Source organism: Paenibacillus montaniterrae, assembly GCF_018403185.1.
In the GTDB taxonomy this organism is placed as follows: domain Bacteria; phylum Bacillota; class Bacilli; order Paenibacillales; family Paenibacillaceae; genus Pristimantibacillus; species Pristimantibacillus montaniterrae.
Window position 1 is genome coordinate 38,004 of record NZ_BOSE01000012.1, and the last position, 19,932, is coordinate 57,935.

Sequence of the window (19,932 nt, forward strand, 5' to 3'; positions counted from 1 at the left end):
ATGAGCAATATTAAATAACAATTACGAAAGCAATAATGAGAATCTTTATAGAAAATGGGAGGCACCATGGGTAAACTATTTATTTGCGATCATCCGATGATTCAGCATAAATTAACATTCATTCGAGATAAAAACACAAACACGAAAGACTTTCGTGAGCTCATTGATGAAGTTGCCACCTTTATGGCCTATGAGATTACTAGAGATCTTCCGTTGCAAACGGTTAAGGTGGAAACACCGGTCGCAGTTACCGATGCTAAAATTGTATCTGGTCGCATGATAGGTTTGGTGCCTATCCTTCGTGCTGGTCTAGGAATGGTGGACGGGATATTGAAGATGATTCCTTCTGCCAAGGTTGGTCATATCGGGCTTGCTCGCGATCATGAAACGCTAAAGCCTAAAGAATACTACATTAATTTACCAACAGATGCGCAAGAAAGATTGCTCATCGTCGTTGATCCAATGCTTGCTACGGGTGGCTCTGCGATTGCGGCCATTCAATCGTTGAAGGAGCGGGGCTGCGAGCATATCAAGCTAATGTGCGTGATCGCTGCGCCAGAGGGAGTAAAGGCTGTGCAGGAAGCGCATCCTGACGTTGATATTTACATCGCTGCGCTGGATCAATGCCTGAATGAAAAAGGCTATATTGTGCCGGGGTTAGGAGACGCCGGAGACCGAATTTTCGGCACCAATTAGAGGTAGTTCAAAAAGCTTGACTTTGATGACGATGTAGTTGCGTTGTAGCGGATTCGACGGCGAATCTTGAACGCTAGCGAAAACTGCGGTGCTCACGTAGCTTGTTGCCTACGCTGCGCTCCTCGCCTTCTAGTATCGTGCCATCTTCTTGGTCCTGAAAGCCGAATATTTTGAACCTCATTGGAATGAGGTAGTTCAAAAAGCTTGACTTTGATGACGATGCTGTGCGTTGTAGTGGATTCGACGGCGAATATGTCACGCTACCGAAGGCTTCGGTGCTCACGTAGATAATGGCCTACGCTGCGCTCCTCGCCTTCTAGTATCGTGCCATCTTCTTGGTCCTGAAAGCCGAATATTTTGAACCTATATTGGAATGAGGTAGTTCAAAAAGCTTGACTTTGATGACGATGTAGTTGCGTTGTAGCGGATTCGATGGCGAATATGACACGCTACCGAAGGCTTCGGTGCTCACGTAGCTAATGGCCTACGCTGCGCTCCTCGCCTTCTAGTATCGTGCCATCTTCTTGGTCGTGCACTCAAAAAAAGCACCAGCGGAGGAGCAAAGCAATCCGAAAAACGAAGTGTGTCGCCTTTAACATCGTAATGCAACCTATAAAATTAAAATAAGAGCATTACGATTTAAAAAGCGACTGGAGGATGCTTTGCTCCGGAGCGCTGAATGTTCAAAAATTTGACTTGATGATGTTTAGGGCGATGTCGTGAACTGTTTGTTGATTGTGGAACGTTAGCCGTGAATTATGCGTACTTGAATATTAATGATTGAATGTAGAATTGGAGTGGAGCAGTTTGTCTAAACTAAAGGTAATGACAATTTTTGGGACGAGACCTGAGGCTATTAAGATGGCGCCATTGGTATTGGAGCTGCAAAAGCGAGAGGATGAGATTGAGTCGATTGTGTGCGTTACGGCACAGCACCGTGAGATTCTTGATCAGGTTTTGGAGTTTTTCGAAATTAAGCCGAACTATGATCTGAATGTGATGAAGGATCGTCAAACGTTAACGGAAACGACGATTCGAGTGATTGAAGGTTTGGACCCTGTGCTGGAAGAGGCCAAGCCAGACATTGTGCTTGTACACGGGGATACACAAACGACATTCCTTGCGAGCTATGCCGCATTTCTGAAAAAAATTAAAGTAGGCCACGTGGAAGCAGGACTGCGCACCTGGAACAAAATGTCTCCATATCCGGAGGAAATGAATCGTCAGCTTGCTGGTGTGCTGTCCGATATTCATTTTGCTCCGACAGATTGGTCGGCAAGCAATTTGCGCAAGGAAAACAAGCATGAGGATACGATTTATGTAACGGGCAACACGGCCGCGGATGTGTTCCAATATACGGTTGATGATTCCTTTGCGCACCCTGTGATTGATTGGGCGAAAGGCAAGCGCATGGTGCTGATGACGGCGCATCGCCGCGAATCGCTAGGCGAGCCGCATCGCAACATATTCCGTGCGGTTAAACGGATTGCTGACGAGTTTGAGGATGTTGCGTTTGTATATGCGGTTCATCCTAATCCTGCAGTGCGCGAGCCTGCGAAGGAAATTTTGGGCGGACATCCGCGCATTCGTCTAATTGAACCGCTTGATGTGTTCGAGTTCCATAATTTTTACCCTCATACGCATATGATTATGACCGACTCCGGCGGCTTGCAGGAGGAAGCGCCTTCGTTCGGCGTGCCAACTCTTGTATTGCGAGATACGACAGAGCGCCCTGAAGGAATTGAAGCGGGTACGCTTGAGCTGGTTGGGACGGAAGAAGAGCGAGTTTATGAGCGTGCCAAAGCATTGCTGACTGACTCTGCACTGTACAATCGCATGAGCCAGGCTGCCAACCCATATGGCGATGGACGCGCGTCAGAGCGGATTGTTGATGCCATCCTGCATCATTTTGGAAAAATCGAGCACAGACCAGACTCGTTCACACAAAGTTCATAGTTTAAATTGAATTTCCGGTGAAATCCCGAATATACAGTGTACAGTAGCACTGTACGGTTTTTTATAAGCAACAACCCTTGTCAGACAAGGGTTGTCTGCAATTAACAGCAGTGATTTTATCGGAATTTCAATTGACAAACCTTCTACCGCTTCGATAAAATATATGAGGATTGACAGGAGTGTTGACTAATGACTAAGAGGAAATTAGATCAGCCGCTTGTAGTTGCTGGTTTAATTGGTGCAATGGGCGTACAAGTCGCCATTTGTATTTTAATTGGTTATTGGTTGGGTACTTATGTTAGTGATTGGACTGGTAGCAAGGGTTGGATAGTAGGTGGCGTTCTGACTGGACTTGCTTTCGGTATAGGATCAGCAATCTTAGTCGTTTTGAAGGTGTTGGAGGGCTCCGATGAATAAAATTATGAAGTCAGCAACACGTTGGATGCTCTACCTTCTGGCAGTAACGCTAATTATGTACGCAGCCTTTCCCGAGTGGAGAGCGGTTGCTTTAGGATTAGCGCTAGGCTTGATAGCGAGTGGAATGAATGCGTTTTTATTGCATCGCAGAGTTGGCATCGTAACTGATGCAGTCACTCAGGAAGGAACTCGCGTTAGAAGAAAAGGGCTCGGCTTTGGTAATCGGATTGCAACAGTTTTGCTGCTTGCGATGTTTGGCTACCAATATCCAGACATTATTAATCTTCCGGCTGCTTTATCCGGCAGTATGGTTATGCCCTTTCTACTTTTAGTGGCAGCTATCATTCACACTGTGAAAGAAAATAACAGCGGAAAGGGGTGATATTGATTTATGCATATTTTTCCGATAGTGGATTTGAATGGTATTCAAATTGACCTTTCAGCTATTATTGCAATTGTTGTCACTTCAATCATTGTGTTTGTGCTTGCTCGATTAGCGGTTCGCAATCTGTCTGTGGAAAACCCGGGCAAACTGCAGAACTTTATGGAGTGGGTCATTGAATTCGTGCACAATACGATTGCGAGTACGATGCCATTTGAAAAAGCAAAAAAATTTATTAGCTTGGGCATGACGCTTATCGTGTTTATTTTCGTAGCCAATCTTCTCGGGCTTCCGTTCCAGATTATAACAGAAGCGCATCACGAAATTCATTGGCTAGGCATTACGAAAGAGGTGCTTGAAGCACATGATGGACACGCCCATATTTCATGGTGGAAATCTCCGACAGCGGATATTTCAGTAACTGCGGGGTTGGCGCTTGTCGTATTCGTTATCGTGCATTCTCTAGGCTTGAAATGGAACAGAAAGCATTACCTCAAGCATTATTTTGAGCCATATCCGATTTTCTTCCCGATCAACTTGATTGAAACGGTCGCAAAGCCGGTCACGCTGGCACTGCGTCTATACGCTAACATTTTGGCGGGTGAAATCTTGATTTCAACCATCCTGATGCTAAAGGTTTGGGGTCTACCGTTTATGGCGGTATGGCAAGGCTTCAGTATCTTCGTAGGTGCGATTCAGGCCTTCCTGTTCACAGTATTAACGATGGTGTACATTTCGCAAGCGGCAATTCATGATGAAGAGCACGCACATTAACGTAAGCAACTTGCTTTGGAGGAGATAACTTAGCCGAATCCAAAGTTCGTTATAAAAATTCAATTTCAAATAAATTACCCATTTTGAGGAGGATTCAGTAATGAGTGTATTAGCAGCAGCTATTGCAGTAGGTTTGGGCGCGATTGGCGCAGGTATTGGTAATGGTATGATCGTATCAAAAACAGTTGAAGGTATCGCTCGTCAACCAGAGCAAAAATCAGCTCTTCAAACAACTATGTTTATCGGTGCAGGTATCGTAGAGGTAGTTCCAATCGTTGGCGTAGTTATCGGTTTCTTGGCGTTCTTCAGCTAATATGAACCTCTAATGGCGGGGAAGGGCTTGCCCTCTTCGCCTTTGTTTTGATTATGTCTACCATTCGGAGGAAAGGAGTGCAGCTATGAGTTTTTACCCATCGTCGACTATCTTTACTATTATTGCTTTCTTAGTTCTTCTCTGGCTCTTGAACAAATATGCTTTCGGTCCACTGTTTGGAGTGATGGAGAAGCGCAGACAGCTTATTCAAGAACAGATGAATGCTGCAGCCAATAGCCGTGTAGAAGCAGAAGCGTCTATGGCGGAGCAAAAGGCGGCACTTGATGAGGCGCGCAAAGAAGCGTATGCAATTATCGAGCAGGCGAGAGCGACTAGCTCCAAGCAAGCTGAGGAAATCGTTTCTTCTGCGAAAAATGAAGCTACAAGACTTAAAGATGAAGCACTCAAGGATATTGAGAGCGAGAAAAATAAAGCGATCTCCGCGCTTCGTACAGAAGTGGGCGGCATTTCTGTGCAAATCGCTTCTAAAATTATCGAGAAGCAAGTGGACGAGAAATCTCAAGAAGAGATCGTTAATAAGTATCTAAACGAGGTTGGAAGTAAATGAGCCGCGACATCGTGGTAGCGAAGCGCTACGCACAAGCGCTGTTCGAGCTTGCAGCCGCTGGCAAGGTCGTATCCCAGGTTGAACTAGAATTAAAGCTTGTTGTTGACGCGCTTGCGCACAATGAGCAGTTGAATAAATTTCTTGAGCTGCCAAGCGTGCAGCCTCAAAACAAAATTGATTTGCTGAAGCAATCCTTCGGCGATCAATTGTCTGAACTTGTCTATAACACATTGCAGCTTATGATTGAGCGCGGACGTCAATCTTTGATTTCGAATCTATTTGAAAGCTATGTAAAAATTGCAGGCGATGCTCTGGGACAGGCTAAGGCGACGGTTTATACAGCAAGAAGCCTTTCCGATGCGGAGCTGGCAAATGTAGCTGCTCAATTCGAACAAGTAACAGGCAAAAAAATTATTGCAGAGCAAATTGTAAATCCAGAGCTTCTAGGCGGCGTTCAAGTGCGCATCGGCGATCGTTTGTACGATGGCAGCTTGGCCGGCAAGCTAGAGCGTTTGCAAAAAACTTTATATTCCAAAGCACTGTAGATAGGGGTGAACGAATTGAGTATCAGACCTGATGAAATTAGTACGCTGATTAAGCAGCAAATTGAAAAATATAAATCTGAAATTCAAGTCGTGGATGTCGGCACTGTTATCAACGTCGGTGACGGTATCGCTCGTGTTCACGGTCTTGAAAATGCGATGCAGGGAGAGCTTCTTGAATTCGCAAACGGTGTCGTAGGTATGGCTCTTAACCTTGAAGAGAGCAATGTCGGCGTCGTTATTCTAGGCCCATATACTGAAATTCGTGAAGGAGACCAGGTAAAACGTACTGGTCGCATTATGGAGGTTCCTGTAGGCGAAGCGCTTCTAGGACGCGTTGTTAACTCGCTAGGCCAGCCAGTGGATGGCAAAGGACCAATCAATACAACTGAATTCCGTGCCATTGAATCACCTGCTCCAGGTGTCATTGACCGTAAAAGCGTACATGAGCCAATGCAAACGGGTATTAAAGCGATTGACTCCATGGTACCAATCGGCCGTGGTCAACGTGAGTTGATCATCGGTGACCGTCAAACAGGTAAAACAACGATTGCGATCGACGCCATTATTAACCAAAAAGGTACTGGCGTAAAATGTATTTATGTTGCAATCGGGCAAAAGCAATCTACAGTAGCGAACGTAGTAGAAACATTGCGTCGCCACGGTGCGCTTGATTATACAATCGTTGTAACAGCAAGTGCATCCGAGCCTTCTCCACTATTGTACCTGGCTCCATATGCTGGCTGCTCTATGGGTGAGTACTTCATGTACAAAGGCGAGCACGTACTTGTTATTTATGATGACTTGTCCAAGCAAGCTGCAGCTTATCGTGAGCTTTCCCTATTGCTTCGTCGTCCTCCAGGTCGTGAGGCATATCCAGGGGATGTATTCTACTTGCACTCTCGCTTGTTGGAGCGTGCAGCGAAGCTTAGTGATAAGCTTGGCGGCGGTTCTCTAACTGCACTGCCATTTATTGAAACACAAGCTTCTGACGTATCTGCATATATCCCAACTAACGTTATCTCGATTACAGACGGACAGATCTTCCTAGAGTCTGACTTGTTCTACTCTGGTCAGCGTCCAGCGGTAAACGTAGGTATTTCCGTATCTCGTGTCGGTGGCTCCGCACAGATCAAAGCGATGAAAAAAGTAGCTGGTACGCTGCGTCTTGACCTTGCAGCTTATCGTGAGCTTCAAGCGTTCTCGCAGTTCGGTTCTGACCTTGATAAATCAACAGTAGCGCGTCTGAATCGCGGTGCTCGTACAATGGAAATCCTGAAGCAAGGCGTTAACCAGCCTATGCCTGTAGAGAAGCAGGTCATTTCTATTTACACTGCGGTTAAAGGGCATCTTGATGAGATCGCAATCGAAGATATTCTTCGCTTCGAGCAAGAATTCCTTGCATTCTTGGATAGCAAATATCCGCAAATTGGCGCTTCTATTCGCGACACGAAGGATCTTGTTGCTGATAACGAGAAAGCGCTTGTCGATGCGATCAATGAGTTTAAAAGAAGCTTTGCTGCTTCCGTATAAGTAAGGTCTAGTACGGACAGCAAGGTTAGATGATAGAGAACACTGTCTGCGCCAGCCAGGCTGGTGCAGACCCTTTAGCAAGTTTGGCGCAGGATGCCAGACAACAAAGGCGGGTGAAATGAAATGGCAAAAGGCATGCGTGAGATTAAACGCGAAATTAAAGGTAAACAAAACACGCGCCAAATTACGAAGGCGATGGAGATGGTAGCTGCTTCCAAGCTAAGAAGAGCACAGGAGGCTGCTGTTGCAGCTCGACCATATGCAGACAAGCTGCTTGAAGTAGTGGGCAATATTGCATCTGGCACAAAGGGTGTGCGCCATCCGATGCTGGAATCACGTCCAATTAAAAAGACGGGATATCTGGTCATCACATCGGATCGTGGCTTGGCTGGCGGTTATAATGCCAATATTTTGCGTAAAGTAACGCAGACAATTAATGAGAAGCATAAGTCCGCAGACGAGTATGTCATTTACGTCATTGGTCGTAAAGGCCGTGATTATTTCCGTCGTAGAAATATGCCGATTTTGGAAGAGGTTATCGGCTTATCCGATTCTCCTGCTTTCAGCGATATTAAATCGATAGCCGCTAGCGCGGTAGGCAAATTCTCTGAAGGGGCTTATGACGAGCTATATATTTTCTACAATCAGTTCGTAAATGCGCTGACACAAATTCCGACAGCAACTCGCTTGCTGCCGCTGGAAAACGTTTCGAGTGAAAACACGCCTGTATCCTCCTACGAATACGAGCCTTCTGCTGAAGGCGTGCTAGAGGTGTTGCTGCCTAAATATGCGGAGACGCTTATTTACAGTGCAGTACTGGATGGCAAGGCAAGTGAATTCGGTGCCCGCATGACGGCAATGGGCAGCGCTACGAAAAATGCTACGAAGATGATTAACTCCTTAACGTTGACGTACAACCGTGCGCGTCAAGCTGCAATTACGCAGGAGATTACGGAAATTGTTGCGGGAGCTAATGCACAATCTTAAGTCTATATATGAGGAACCAGGAGGGAAAGCAATGAAAAAAGGACGCGTTGTATCCGTCATGGGTCCGGTCGTCGATTTGGAATTTGAACGCGGCAATCTGCCAGAAATTATGAATGCTGTTACGATTAAGCATAAAGCAGAAGCTGGCGGAGTAGACATTGATCTTACGCTGGAAGTTGCCGTTCATCTTGGCGACAATCTAGTTCGTACAGTAGCAATGAGCTCTACTGACGGTCTAGTTCGCGGAATGGAAGCGATCGATACTGGCGCAGCAATTACTGTGCCTGTAGGTGCTCCTACACTAGGTCGTGTATTTAACGTTCTAGGTAAACCAATCGACGAAGCTGGTGATGTGGTATCTGATGTAAATCTGCCAATTCATCGTCCAGCACCGACTTTTGACGAATTGTCTACACAATCGGAAATTCTTGAAACAGGGATTAAAGTTATCGACCTTCTTGCACCGTATGCAAAAGGTGGTAAAATCGGTTTGTTCGGTGGTGCCGGCGTTGGTAAAACTGTAACAATCCAGGAATTGATCAACAACATCGCCCAGGAGCATGGCGGTATTTCCGTATTCGCTGGTGTTGGTGAGCGTACTCGTGAGGGTAACGACTTGTACCATGAGATGAAGGATTCCGGCGTACTAAGCAAAACGGCGATGGTATTCGGACAGATGAACGAGCCTCCAGGTGCGCGTCTGCGTGTTGCCCTTACAGGCTTGACAATGGCTGAATTTTTCCGCGATGAAGAAGGTCGTGACGTTCTTCTGTTTATCGATAACATTTTCCGTTTCACGCAAGCAGGTTCCGAGGTATCGGCGTTGCTAGGCCGTATGCCTTCTGCCGTTGGTTATCAGCCGACGCTTGCTACAGAAATGGGTCAGCTGCAAGAGCGTATTACATCTACGAAGAAAGGTTCTGTTACGTCAATCCAAGCGATTTACGTGCCTGCGGATGACTATACGGATCCAGCTCCTGCAACGACATTTGCTCACCTTGATGCAACGACTAACCTTGAGCGTAAAATCTCTGAGATGGGTATCTTCCCTGCGGTAGATCCACTTGCATCTTCTTCACGTATTCTTACGCCAGAGGTGCTTGGTCAAGAGCATTACAATGTAGCGCAAGGTGTTAAGAAGATTCTTCAAACGTATAAAGAGCTTCAAGATATTATCGCAATCCTGGGTATGGATGAGCTTTCCGATGAACAAAAATTGATCGTTGCTCGCGCACGTAAAATTCAATTGTTCTTGTCTCAGCCATTCCACGTAGCAGAACCGTTTACAGGTCTTGCTGGTAAATACGTACCTGTTAAAGAAACAGTGCGCAGCTTTAAAGAAATTCTCGAGGGCAAACACGATGACCTACCTGAGGAGGCATTCCGCTATGTAGGAACAATCGAGGAAGCCGTGGAGAAGGCCAAAACGCTTGTCTAGCGAAGGGCGGGAGGAATCCACATGAGTACGTTTCTAGTTGAAATCGTAACGCCTGAACGCAAGGTATATGGTGAACAAGCAAGAATGGTGGTCGTTACTGGCGTGGAAGGTCAGCTAGGTATTATGCCTAATCATATTCCACTCGTGACACCGCTGCGCATTGCTCCTGTTACCATTAAGCGTGATGGAGGCTCAGATGATGTTATTGCTGTAAACGGCGGCTTTATCGAGGTTCGCAAGGATAAAGTGGTCATTCTTGCAGAAAGCGCAGAACGAGCTGAGGATATCAATGTTGAGCGTGCAGAGGCAGCAAAGCAGCGCGCTGCACAGCGCTTGTCGCTTGCCAAGAGCGATGAAATTGATTACCGCAGAGCAGAGCTTTCTCTTCAGCGTGCAATGAATCGTCTGAACGTTACACATAATAAGCATATCAATTAATTGTATTAGCTGTCTGTTGCGACGTCGTTGCGGCAGGCAGCTTTTTCATGTTGCAAAACGCTTTGCTTCAATTGAACTAGCTTACAGTCAGTCAAGTATAGTAAGATATAGGGGACTGAACTAAAATGGGGTGAACGTAATTGCCTAGTTTTTCAGATCTCGTATGGAGCATTCCATTGTTATATTTGTCTATGTTTGTGATCGGTTTGACGGTTGGCAAGGGCAGCCATAAAGGCATGGCGCGCTGCAGCCTGCTTCTGTCCTCGATCGCCTTTGTAATGGCTGCAGGCATCCTCTGGGAACGTTCTACTGTACATAGAGATGATTATAGCTACGATTTCGATTGGCTAGTCATTGGGGATATCTTTTACCGAATTGGTTATGAGCTGAACAATGTATCCTCGTGGCTGCTAATGCTGATCGCCAGTTTAAATATATTGCTGCTGCTCTTACTGCATAACAAGCAGGAGCAGCAGATGATTGCTTCGATTTATGGCTATATCGGATTGTTGTTAAGTGCGGTAAGTGGACTTGTGCTTGCTGATCATATGCTTACCTTTTTTACATGCGCAATTCTGATCAGCTGCAGCGTCTATTTGCTGCTTTCGCATCCCGTATACGGCTGTGTGCCTAAAGCAATATTCCGCTTTGTTACTGCACAGTTGCTAGGCTTTTCTGCATTTTTAGTTGCTCTTGTTGGACTTTATTGGTACATGCCTGATCATTCGCTGCAGTTTACGATGCTCGAAACTGTGTTTAGCAGCTCTGCACCAAGCTTTACACCATTTATGAAAAAGATTATCGCAGGTGCGCTTGTCGTTAGTGCATTATTGATTGCAGGTATTTCACCATATGCCAATTGGATGAAGCATATCGGTACGGAACGCCCTGTTTTGCGAGTTGTTATGTTTTGCTTTGCCAATGCATTGCTTCCTGCCTACCTATTGCTTCGTTTTCATATGATTATTACTGAAGTAGATACTGTGGTATGGCTATGCAAGCTCGCGGGTGCAATTATTGTTGTATGGTGCACTGTGCGCATGCTGTTGGATGCTCAGCAAACATTGTCCTATATCGGCATGATGATGGTCGGTATAATCGTATTTGCGTATGGTCATGGCGCATACGGCTATATGATCGTTCAGCTCACCTTGATTTTATTTTCTTTGATCGTCATATATGGCGCGAAAATGCAATCATCGTCAATTATTGTATACGGTGCATTTTTGGTAGCGATTTTAACGCTGATCGGGGTACCGCCACTGAGCGGTTACTGGATGCAGCAGTCTTTAGTTGCCACGATAGCTGGAACAAGCACAGGCTGGTTCATCGTATCGTTGCTTGTAGTGCTCTGCTCTGCATTAGGCACGACTATCTATTTTACGATGCAGTGGAAAACTCAGTTCAATCAGACGGGAAAAGGCATGCTGCCTGTTGTAATATTGCCAGCATTGCTTTTAATTGCAATTGGTCTGCTCTGGCTTGTCGATTATATGCAGCTTGAAATATGGCTGTTTGAAAAAGTTACATCAGAGTCGATGAAGCTGCTGCCCATGGTGCTGACGATGCTTAGTGTAGCGGTCGGAGTAATAATTGCCTGGCTGTTTAGTGAACGCATTACCGATGCCTTTGCCAGTTCATTGGAGCAGGCCGACCAACAGCTTAAAAGCCAGGCGGAGCGGTTTGGCAGATCTGTCATGAGGCTAGGGAGAAGCATCGTCAGTCTGGAGCAAATGATTGAGCGCGGCGTTGTCCAGCTGCTAACGGTATGGCTGCCATATCCTTTCCGAATCGTAAGCCGTGCGGGAGCCAACGGTCATTTATTGCATAGCGTTGTGCTAGTTGTCGTATTTACAGCAGTGGTAACTGCGCTTTGGTATGGAATAAGGGGGAGATAATGCTGGATAAGATGATTTTACTGCTATTGCTAGTGCTACCACTATGCTCAGCAGGCTTGCTAGCGCTTCTCTATCGTGTTAATTTGCGAATTTTTCGTCGATTGACGATGGCGGCGATTAGCTTGCCGCTGTTTCCTTTGCTCTATTTAGTCTATCAAGCAGTGCAGCAAGGTAGTCTTGCAAACTATGAGCTGCATTACGACAGTAGAGTTTCTATATTTAGCTTTAGCTATGGTGTAGATAGCGTATCGTTGTGGCTATCTATATTTACAAGCATTGTGCTGCTGGCAGCGGTGCTGTCCGGTGTTTATATTAAAAAGCGGCATAAGCAGTTTTATATGCTTGCCTTGCTCGTTCAAGGCGTCATGCTTCATATTTATTTAAGTAGAGACGCATTGCTGCTCTGTGCAGCGCTGCTGCTTGTATCCTTTTTGTTTATGCTGCTGCTCGGCATATGGGGGAAGGAAGACGCTGTACGCACTGCAAGACGCTTTGCCTACTGGCAGCTTGCAGGCATATTTTGTGTGACAATGAGCTGCATTTTTTTGCTTGGCATCAGCTCAGAGTATTTACAGTCGAGTACGGTTATATTAGGAGAACAGCCGCTACAGCTACTGGAGCAGTATGTGCTGGAGGAAGCTAACCAAAACCAGCGGCTGCTGGCATTCGTTATGCTGCTGCTCGGCTTAGTCTGTTTTTTGCCTGTAATTGGGCTGCATCGTCTGTTTCTGGATATATACCGCAGCGGTCATCTGGTCGTGGCGATGATCTATACTGCTTCAATTGGTACCATAGGCATTTACTTGTTCTATCGTATCGGGTTGACCTATTTTGCCGACTTTATGCTTTTGCTTAGTAAGCCGATCATGTGGATCGCAGCCATTCAATGGCTATTCTCCTGTATTAGCCTATGGCATCAAAAGGATGCACGCGGCTGGCTGGCCTGCTTAATATGGGGACAGTATTCGCTGTTTGTCCTGCTAATGCTGGCGGACTCCCAGCTCGGATTACCTATGATGTGGTTGCATCTGTTTTCATTCCTGCTGCTTGCGAGCCTGTTGTCAGGTTTGCTTGCTGCTATTGAGGAGCGGACTAAAACTTTGCAATTCAAGGAGCTGCGCGGACAATTAAAGCAAGTACCTTTTGTATCGGGACTGCTCGTTATGGTCGTTATTGCTTGGTTGGGCTTGCCAGGTCTATCTCATTTTCTCGGATCATATCATGCATTGTTGCTTAGTTTTCAGGCGAGTCGCTGGATTACTGTTTGCTTGGTGCTTGGTATGATAAGCAGTGTTGCATTTGCAGTACGAAAGTTATTTTATTTGCAACAAGGACAAACCGAAGCACGTATTAACAAAGTAACTGATCTCCGCTTCATCGAGGCGTTTCCTGCTATTATTTTGTTAACGCTTGTCATTGTGATGGGCATGTATCCTGTTATTATCGTTGACTTGATGGAGTTCGAGCTTCACCAGCTATATGCATATTGGCAGCAAATCGAAACAAAGATTTTCATAGAGAGTGGCCATTACATAGATGTGCTGCGCTTTGACAGCAGTGCCTGGCAGTTACCTGTAATAGTGTCAGTTGTAATGTCTCTAGTTATTTGGCTAGTCAATCATAAGCAAACTAATGTTTTTCGCATGCTGTTATGGCAGACGGTCTACCATGCGTTAACGTTAGTTGTCGTGCTCAGCAGTGCAGATGCATTGTCTGCAGAGCTTAATGGGCAGCGAATCGTATTGATCGCGATCTGGTATGCAATTATGATTATCGGCAGCTACAGTATGCTAAAGGCCGTTCTCGGCCACTCGCATGCAACGCTAGCCGCCTTGCATGGATTGTACTACCGTCAGCCGCGGCATGCGCTTGTACTGCTGTTGTTTATGCTTGCCTTAATGTCGGCTCCTTTAACTGCTGGCTTTTCGTTTCAGCTAAGCATGATTGAACTATGGAGCAGCCAAGGACAATATGGGCTGATTCTGCTGTGGCTTGTTGCACACGCACTGATGGCTACCATACCGCTAGAGTACATCATTCAAATGTATATGAACAAAGAACAATGTTCCGGCTTGATGCAGGACCAGCAAGCAAAACAAAAGGGATATTCCTTGCTCGGCTATTGCAGCCTGCTGGCCTTGCTTGTTCTGGCGTTCTGGATTTAGAAAGCGAGAGAAGCAAAATGAGCTTAGGGATTCAAGGGCTTTTTTCCATTGTCGTCGTGTTATTAAGCATTTTGTTTGCCTGGATATTATTATCGGAGGTCAAATGGGATAAATTTTTGAAAAACCCGGCATCTCCCAAGGCCAGAATGCTGCAAATTGTAATTGCTGTTGTAATTGGCTATTTGCTTGGCAGCTTTATTTTGCAATATTGGGGCTTCTCCACAATGCTCCAAGATTTTGTGGAATAACAATGCTCAATTTAGCAAACACTCAATACACGATGTGTCATATCGCAATTCAACAACAGACTGCCGAATTCGACAGTTCTGTAACGAAACAAATTAACTGTTGTCGATTTATAGGTAATAATGTTAAGATGAAGTTTAATGAGTGTCTGATACTACTCTAACTGTTAAAATTTGCAATCGGATAAATATGATTCGCGGAGGGACGCAAGATGGCAAAAATTATCGTCCGCGGAGGTCAACGATTAATGGGTTCAGTACGTGTGCATGGTGCTAAAAACGCGGTACTTCCTATTCTTGCGGCCTCATTACTAGCGACTGAAGGTAAAAGTGTAATTACTGATGTTCCTGTATTAGATGATGTAATGACCATTCGTGAAGTATTAAACGCACTTGGCGCGGATACACATTTTAATCAGGAAACGATGACGATTTCCGCAGCCCACATTACTTCAACCGAAGCCCCATATGAATTAATTCGTAAGATGAGAGCCTCTTTTTTGGTAATGGGTCCTCTATTGGCGCGTGTAGGTCGAGTGAAAATTTCTTTGCCTGGCGGCTGTGCAATCGGCTCTCGCCCCATTGAACAGCATTTAAAGGGCTTTGAGGCTATGGGCGCGACGATTCATTTGGATCAAGGAGCGATTGAAGCTGTATGTCCGCAAGGCTTAAAGGGAGCTAAAATTTATTTGGACGTAGCAAGCGTTGGCGCTACTGAAAACATTATGATGGCAGCAGCCTTGGCTAACGGAACTACAATTATTGAAAACGCTGCGCGAGAACCAGAAATTGTTGATTTGGCCAATTACATTAATGCGATGGGCGGCAAGGTTAGAGGAGCCGGAACAGGCATTATTCGTATTGAAGGCGTACAGACGCTGCACGGCGCACAGCACGGTGTCATTCCAGATCGGATTGAGGCTGGAACGTATATGATTGCTGCTGCAATTACAGGCGGCGATGTATTTGTTGAAGGAGCTATCGCTGATCATTTGGCGCCGGTTATTTCCAAGCTTGAGGAAATGGGCGTTATGATTACTCCGCATGATCAAGGGATCCATGTAAAGGCGCCAAAGCGCTTAAAGGCAGTGGACGTAAAAACATTGCCGCATCCGGGCTTCCCTACTGATATGCAATCGCAGATGATGGCGCTGCTGCTTATTTCAGAGGGCACAAGCATCGTGACAGAGACGGTGTTTGAAAATCGCTTTATGCATGTTGAAGAATTCAATAAAATGTCGGCAAACATTAAAGTGGATGGCAGAACCGCAGTTGTGACAGGCAATACATTGTTAAAGGGTGCAAAGGTTACAGCTTCTGATTTGCGAGCAGGCGCTGCTTTAATATGTGCCGGGCTGGCAGCAGAAGGTGAAACCATTGTTGATGGCTTGCACCACATTGATCGCGGTTATGTTGACATTACTGGCAAGCTTGCTTCGCTTGGCGCGGATATTCGACGCATTACAGGTGAGCGTGAGGAAGCAGCCAAAATTAAGCTAAAGCAAGAGCCAATGGTGTTGGCGCGAGTTCAGGAATTAATGGCATAATATGCTTGTCATAAGAGGAGGATAGCTCTCTACGAGGTAGAGCGTTATCCTCCTCTTTGCAGTTTTTAGTAAAAATGAAGAATTCTTAATGGTCTAGTAGCAGACTATGATTCTATTCTAGCAACCTTATTCATAAGCTATAGCAAATAGAGACGTGCATGTGATAAGGAGTAGATAGAAATGAAGCTTAAAGCAATGTCTAAACCGTTAAGAAGGCTTGTATGGCTTGCAGCCGTTAGCAGCTGTCTGTTGATCGCGATGCTTTTCATGCGTCAGCATAAGCCGTCCGAGCAACTCGTTATACCAGTAGTCGAAGCAAGTGGCGAGCAACAAGAATCAAATACGTCAACGGCTCGGCGGCATAGCTATGGCGAAGCGATCGGGCTGCAGCACGAGCAGCGCGATAAATCGAAGCAAGCCGCTCGCGAGGAAGCAGCACTTGCTTCTAGCGATGAGTCAAGCACATCAACTGTTTCTTCTAAACAAGATGATGTCATTTCTCAGGATGGACCATTTATTACTGTCCATTTAAGCGAAGAGGAGCGGCTTGAACAGGTACCGATTGAGCAGTATGTGCTCGGAGTTGCTTTAGCGGAGCTGCCAGGCAGCTTTGAGCCCGAGGCGATAAAGGCGCAAATGCTGGCAATCCGCACGTACATTGTGCATCGCTTGGTGAAAGCAGACGATGCCAAGCAGTCGCTTGAAATTGAAGTAACCGACACGACGGCTGATCAAGTCTATATGCCGTTGAAAAAGGTGACGCAGTACGCCGAGGATTACCCGGAGTACTATGCCAAATTTGTTAAGGCGCTGCAGGAAACAGAAGGACAAATTATTAGCTACGAGGAACAGCCGATTGACGCCGTTTTTTTCTCCACCAGCAACGGCTATACGGAAGCAGCTGATCAGCTCTGGGGGCAGGAGGTTGCGTACCTGCAAAGCGTTGCCAGTCCGTGGGACGAGCAGTTGTCTCCTAATTACGAGACAGAGTTCCAATTCACCTATGAAGAGGTATATGCAAAGCTGAATTTGAAGCAAAGTCGCAGAAACGGTAAACTAGCGATTGCCAATACGGTAAAGAATGATAGTGGAAGAATTCAATCGCTGGATGTAAATGGAGCCAGCTTTACCGGCAAGGAGCTGAGAGAAAAGCTGGGGCTTACGTCCACAGATATGACATGGACGATTGATCCAAGCGAAAAGACAATTACCTTCAAATGCTATGGCTATGGGCACGGGATTGGTTTAAGTCAGTGGGGAGCCAACGGTATGGCCAAGACGGGCTATCTAGCAGCTGACATTATTAAGCACTATTATACTGGCGTCCATATTGAGCAAGCTTCAAAGCTTGTAAAAAACTATTAAAAAATAAGGTATATCACGTATAAAGCTAGTCATTATGGTAACAATGGCTAGTGAGGTGATATAAATGAGTGAATTCAACCAAAACAAGTCTCAACCGACGGAAGAATCTCTTAAAACTGAAAAGAGAGTTTCTACCGTTGCCAAGCAATCCGGCGTTAAAAGGCTGCTTACCCAGAAATGGTTTTCTCCAGCTTTGTTTTTGCTTACGGCAGCAATTATTGTTACCTTACTGTGGGTATATCAGGATAGAGCAACCGATCAACCTACCACAGGCACTGAGGTGACTGAAGAAGGAACTGCGGTAAACAGCGAGACTGATGAAAATATTGCACCAGTCGACAATCCGCTGGACGCTACTGAAGAAATTGCAGCCACGGGCGAAGATATGCAATGGCCTGTAGCCAACATCAATGAATTGCAAATCGAGATTCCTTTCTACGACACTCAAGCGAGTGCAGCAGAGAAAGAAGCAGCATTGATTCAAGTCGGTTCAACGTTTGCGCCTCATATGGGCATTGATTTCGTACACCCTGAAGGCAGCGCATTTGACGTTATGGCAGCACTTGGCGGTACGGTAACGCATGTGGAAAACAATCCGCTTAACGGAAACATCGTTGAAATTAGCCACGGCAATGGCTTCGTAACCGTATACCAAAGCTTGAGCGATGTTACGGTAAAAGAAGGCGATGAAATTCAGCAAGGAACCGTTATTGCTAAAGCTGGCCGCAGCGATGTAGAGCGTGATCTTGGCGTACATCTGCACTTTGAGGCTAGACTGAATGGCAACCATGTAAATCCAGGCGATTACATCGTCGAGTAGTTATTCGATGCCGAGCAAGAACATCTTTGTATCCGAGAAGGATGCAGAGGTGTTCTTTTTATTTGAACCGAGAGCTTGAAAAATATATTGTGCCGACCATGTTATATTTCAAGAATGCGCCGCATATAGCAAGCAGCACTGGACAGGCTGAAACGGGCATTGCAAAAAATATTTATCGCATTTGTTGGCTTGCTAGCTTGGACACAACGAATATCTGCAAGACCTACTCATATAATGTACCAAACTTAATACGAGTAGGGAGGCGGGAGCGTGCACGATTACATCAAGGAGCGAACGATTAAAATTGGCCGTTGTTTAGTGGAGACTAAACAGACGGTTCGTACGATCGCAAAAGAATTCGGTGTATCCAAAAGTACAGTGCATAAGGATTTGACAGAGCGATTACCAGAGATTAACCCTGAGTTGGCTGATCAAGTCAAGCACATTCTCGAATATCACAAATCCATTCGACATTTGCGCGGTGGAGAAGCGACGAAAATCAAGTACAAAAAGCATGCGCCTAAAAAACGCGAAGTGCTTACAGCGGGCAATTCCAAGTAAATGACATGCATATTTTTGTGATGGAACAAATACCAATATAAAATATTTTTTTATGAGAGGATTTTCAGAAATTTTGGCGAATAATGTTAGTTAACGGTGATTTCTGGCCAGAAATAGCGCTAGTAATGACTACATTATTCGTTGGAGGACTAAGGCCTGATGTTTAGTAAGGATATTGGTATTGATCTAGGTACGGCAAACGTATCAATTCACGTAAAAGGAAAAGGTGTTGTACTCGATGAGCCTTCTGTTGTCGCGATTGAAAGCGATACGAAGAAGGTGCTTGCAGTAGGCGAGGAGGCCCATCGCATGGTGGGACGTACACCTGGCAATATCGTAGCGATTCGACCGCTGCGCGACGGTGTAATTGCAGATTTTGATATCACTGAAATTATGCTGAAGGAATTTATTCACCGCGTTGAAGGACGCACATGGTATTCCCGTCCGCGCATCTTGATCTGTGCACCGACGAACATTACTTCTGTCGAACAGAAGGCCATTCGCGAAGCAGCAGAAAGAAGTGGCGCAAAGGACGTATATTTGGAAGAAGAGCCAAAGGCTGCCGCAATAGGGGCTGGAATGGATATTTTCCAGCCTAGCGGCAACATGGTTGTTGATATTGGCGGCGGAACTACGGATGTTGCTGTATTATCAATGGGCGATATCGTTACGGCATCTTCAATCAAGGTTGCAGGGGACAAGTTCGATGAAGCGATTATGAAGTATATCAAAAACAAGTATAAGCTGCTTGTCGGCGAGCGTACGAGTGAAGATATAAAAATTCGCATCGGCACCGTGCTTGAAAATGCACCTGTAGAAGAAATTGATATTCGCGGACGTGATATGGTGACTGGCTTGCCTCAAACTTTAACGATTCGCTCCAACGAAGTTCGTGAGGCATTATGGGATCCGGTTATGTCAATTGTATCAGCAGCGAAGTATGTCCTGGAGCAGACTCCACCTGAGCTGTCAGCTGATATTATTGATCGCGGCGTTATTTTGACTGGCGGCGGCGCTTTGCTAGGCGGCTTCGATACTTTGCTTGCAGACCAACTGAAAGTGCCTGTACTTATTGCAGACAATCCAATGCATTGTGTAGTAAAAGGCACAGGGATTTTATTAGACAATCTGGACAAGCTCAAACGTTAATTAGATTCGGTAATGAAGTGAACATAGGCGAATAAGCACAGGTAGGGCGTCAGAGGGGGACGTGCTGAAGTGCTTATTCGCGGTTTCACTGTCTATTTACTAACAGCATCTTATTTCCGATATATAAACTAAAATAAT

The 19,932-nt window shown here is 45.6% G+C and carries 20 protein-coding genes; all 20 read left to right on the plus strand.

What is annotated here, in order from left to right; translation table 11 throughout:
* Positions 1 to 66: 66 nt before the first annotated feature.
* On the plus strand, positions 67 to 696 hold the full coding sequence (gene upp / locus KJS52_RS23290) for a uracil phosphoribosyltransferase (RefSeq protein WP_213519704.1): 630 nt from the start codon (positions 67 to 69) through the stop codon (positions 694 to 696).
* An 807-nt stretch (positions 697 to 1,503) separates the two neighbouring features.
* Positions 1,504 to 2,652, plus strand: coding sequence for a non-hydrolyzing UDP-N-acetylglucosamine 2-epimerase (gene wecB, locus KJS52_RS23295; RefSeq protein WP_281425695.1), 1,149 nt, complete (start codon positions 1,504 to 1,506; stop codon positions 2,650 to 2,652).
* A gap of 189 nt (positions 2,653 to 2,841) precedes the next feature.
* The gene (locus KJS52_RS23300; protein ID WP_213519706.1) at positions 2,842 to 3,069 is read left to right on the plus strand and encodes an AtpZ/AtpI family protein; all 228 of its coding nucleotides are present in this window, start codon (positions 2,842 to 2,844) and stop codon (positions 3,067 to 3,069) included.
* Positions 3,062 to 3,451, plus strand: a complete 390-nt coding sequence (locus KJS52_RS23305; protein ID WP_213519707.1) for an ATP synthase subunit I — start codon at positions 3,062 to 3,064, stop codon at positions 3,449 to 3,451. The genes KJS52_RS23300 and KJS52_RS23305 overlap by 8 nt, the downstream gene beginning before the upstream one ends.
* 9 nt (positions 3,452 to 3,460) lie before the next feature.
* Complete coding sequence (gene atpB / locus KJS52_RS23310) at positions 3,461 to 4,225, plus strand: F0F1 ATP synthase subunit A (protein ID WP_213519708.1); 765 nt, start codon at positions 3,461 to 3,463, stop codon at positions 4,223 to 4,225.
* Between the two features lie 100 nt (positions 4,226 to 4,325).
* On the plus strand, positions 4,326 to 4,538 hold the full coding sequence (atpE, locus tag KJS52_RS23315) for a F0F1 ATP synthase subunit C (RefSeq protein WP_213519709.1): 213 nt from the start codon (positions 4,326 to 4,328) through the stop codon (positions 4,536 to 4,538).
* An 85-nt stretch (positions 4,539 to 4,623) separates the two neighbouring features.
* A complete protein-coding gene (gene atpF / locus KJS52_RS23320; protein ID WP_213519710.1) occupies positions 4,624 to 5,106 on the plus strand; it encodes a F0F1 ATP synthase subunit B in 483 nt (160 codons plus the stop codon).
* Positions 5,103 to 5,651 carry a F0F1 ATP synthase subunit delta gene (locus KJS52_RS23325; protein ID WP_213519711.1) on the plus strand — a complete coding sequence of 183 codons (549 nt, stop codon included), beginning with the start codon at positions 5,103 to 5,105 and terminating at the stop codon, positions 5,649 to 5,651. Before atpF ends, KJS52_RS23325 begins: the two co-directional genes overlap by 4 nt.
* Positions 5,652 to 5,666: 15 nt before the next feature.
* Positions 5,667 to 7,181 (plus strand): F0F1 ATP synthase subunit alpha, encoded by a 1,515-nt coding sequence (atpA, locus tag KJS52_RS23330; RefSeq protein WP_213519712.1) that lies wholly within the window; start codon positions 5,667 to 5,669, stop codon positions 7,179 to 7,181.
* A gap of 123 nt (positions 7,182 to 7,304) precedes the next feature.
* Positions 7,305 to 8,168 (plus strand): ATP synthase F1 subunit gamma, encoded by an 864-nt coding sequence (gene atpG, locus KJS52_RS23335; protein WP_213519713.1) that lies wholly within the window; start codon positions 7,305 to 7,307, stop codon positions 8,166 to 8,168.
* Positions 8,169 to 8,199: 31 nt separating this feature from the next.
* Positions 8,200 to 9,606, plus strand: coding sequence for a F0F1 ATP synthase subunit beta (atpD, locus tag KJS52_RS23340; protein WP_213519714.1), 1,407 nt, complete (start codon positions 8,200 to 8,202; stop codon positions 9,604 to 9,606).
* A gap of 21 nt (positions 9,607 to 9,627) precedes the next feature.
* A complete protein-coding gene (locus KJS52_RS23345; protein ID WP_213519715.1) occupies positions 9,628 to 10,044 on the plus strand; it encodes a F0F1 ATP synthase subunit epsilon in 417 nt (138 codons plus the stop codon).
* A 176-nt stretch (positions 10,045 to 10,220) separates the two neighbouring features.
* A complete protein-coding gene (locus tag KJS52_RS23350; RefSeq protein ID WP_213519716.1) occupies positions 10,221 to 11,942 on the plus strand; it encodes a hypothetical protein in 1,722 nt (573 codons plus the stop codon).
* Positions 11,942 to 14,107, plus strand: coding sequence for a proton-conducting transporter transmembrane domain-containing protein (locus KJS52_RS23355; protein ID WP_213519717.1), 2,166 nt, complete (start codon positions 11,942 to 11,944; stop codon positions 14,105 to 14,107). Before KJS52_RS23350 ends, KJS52_RS23355 begins: the two co-directional genes overlap by 1 nt.
* 17 nt (positions 14,108 to 14,124) lie before the next feature.
* Positions 14,125 to 14,355 (plus strand): DUF1146 family protein, encoded by a 231-nt coding sequence (locus tag KJS52_RS23360; protein ID WP_213519718.1) that lies wholly within the window; start codon positions 14,125 to 14,127, stop codon positions 14,353 to 14,355.
* Positions 14,356 to 14,564: 209 nt separating this feature from the next.
* On the plus strand, positions 14,565 to 15,899 hold the full coding sequence (gene murA / locus KJS52_RS23365) for a UDP-N-acetylglucosamine 1-carboxyvinyltransferase (protein WP_213519719.1): 1,335 nt from the start codon (positions 14,565 to 14,567) through the stop codon (positions 15,897 to 15,899).
* A gap of 180 nt (positions 15,900 to 16,079) precedes the next feature.
* A complete protein-coding gene (gene spoIID / locus KJS52_RS23370) occupies positions 16,080 to 17,264 on the plus strand; it encodes a stage II sporulation protein D (RefSeq protein WP_213519720.1) in 1,185 nt (394 codons plus the stop codon).
* A 64-nt stretch (positions 17,265 to 17,328) separates the two neighbouring features.
* Positions 17,329 to 18,084: a M23 family metallopeptidase gene (locus KJS52_RS23375; protein WP_213519721.1), complete on the plus strand. Its 756-nt coding sequence runs from the start codon at positions 17,329 to 17,331 to the stop codon at positions 18,082 to 18,084.
* A 270-nt stretch (positions 18,085 to 18,354) separates the two neighbouring features.
* A complete protein-coding gene (gene spoIIID, locus KJS52_RS23380) occupies positions 18,355 to 18,645 on the plus strand; it encodes a sporulation transcriptional regulator SpoIIID (RefSeq protein WP_213519722.1) in 291 nt (96 codons plus the stop codon).
* A gap of 159 nt (positions 18,646 to 18,804) precedes the next feature.
* Entirely contained in the window at positions 18,805 to 19,794 is a 990-nt protein-coding gene (gene mreB / locus KJS52_RS23385; protein WP_213519723.1) for a rod shape-determining protein MreB, read from the plus strand.
* Positions 19,795 to 19,932: the final 138 nt, after the last annotated feature.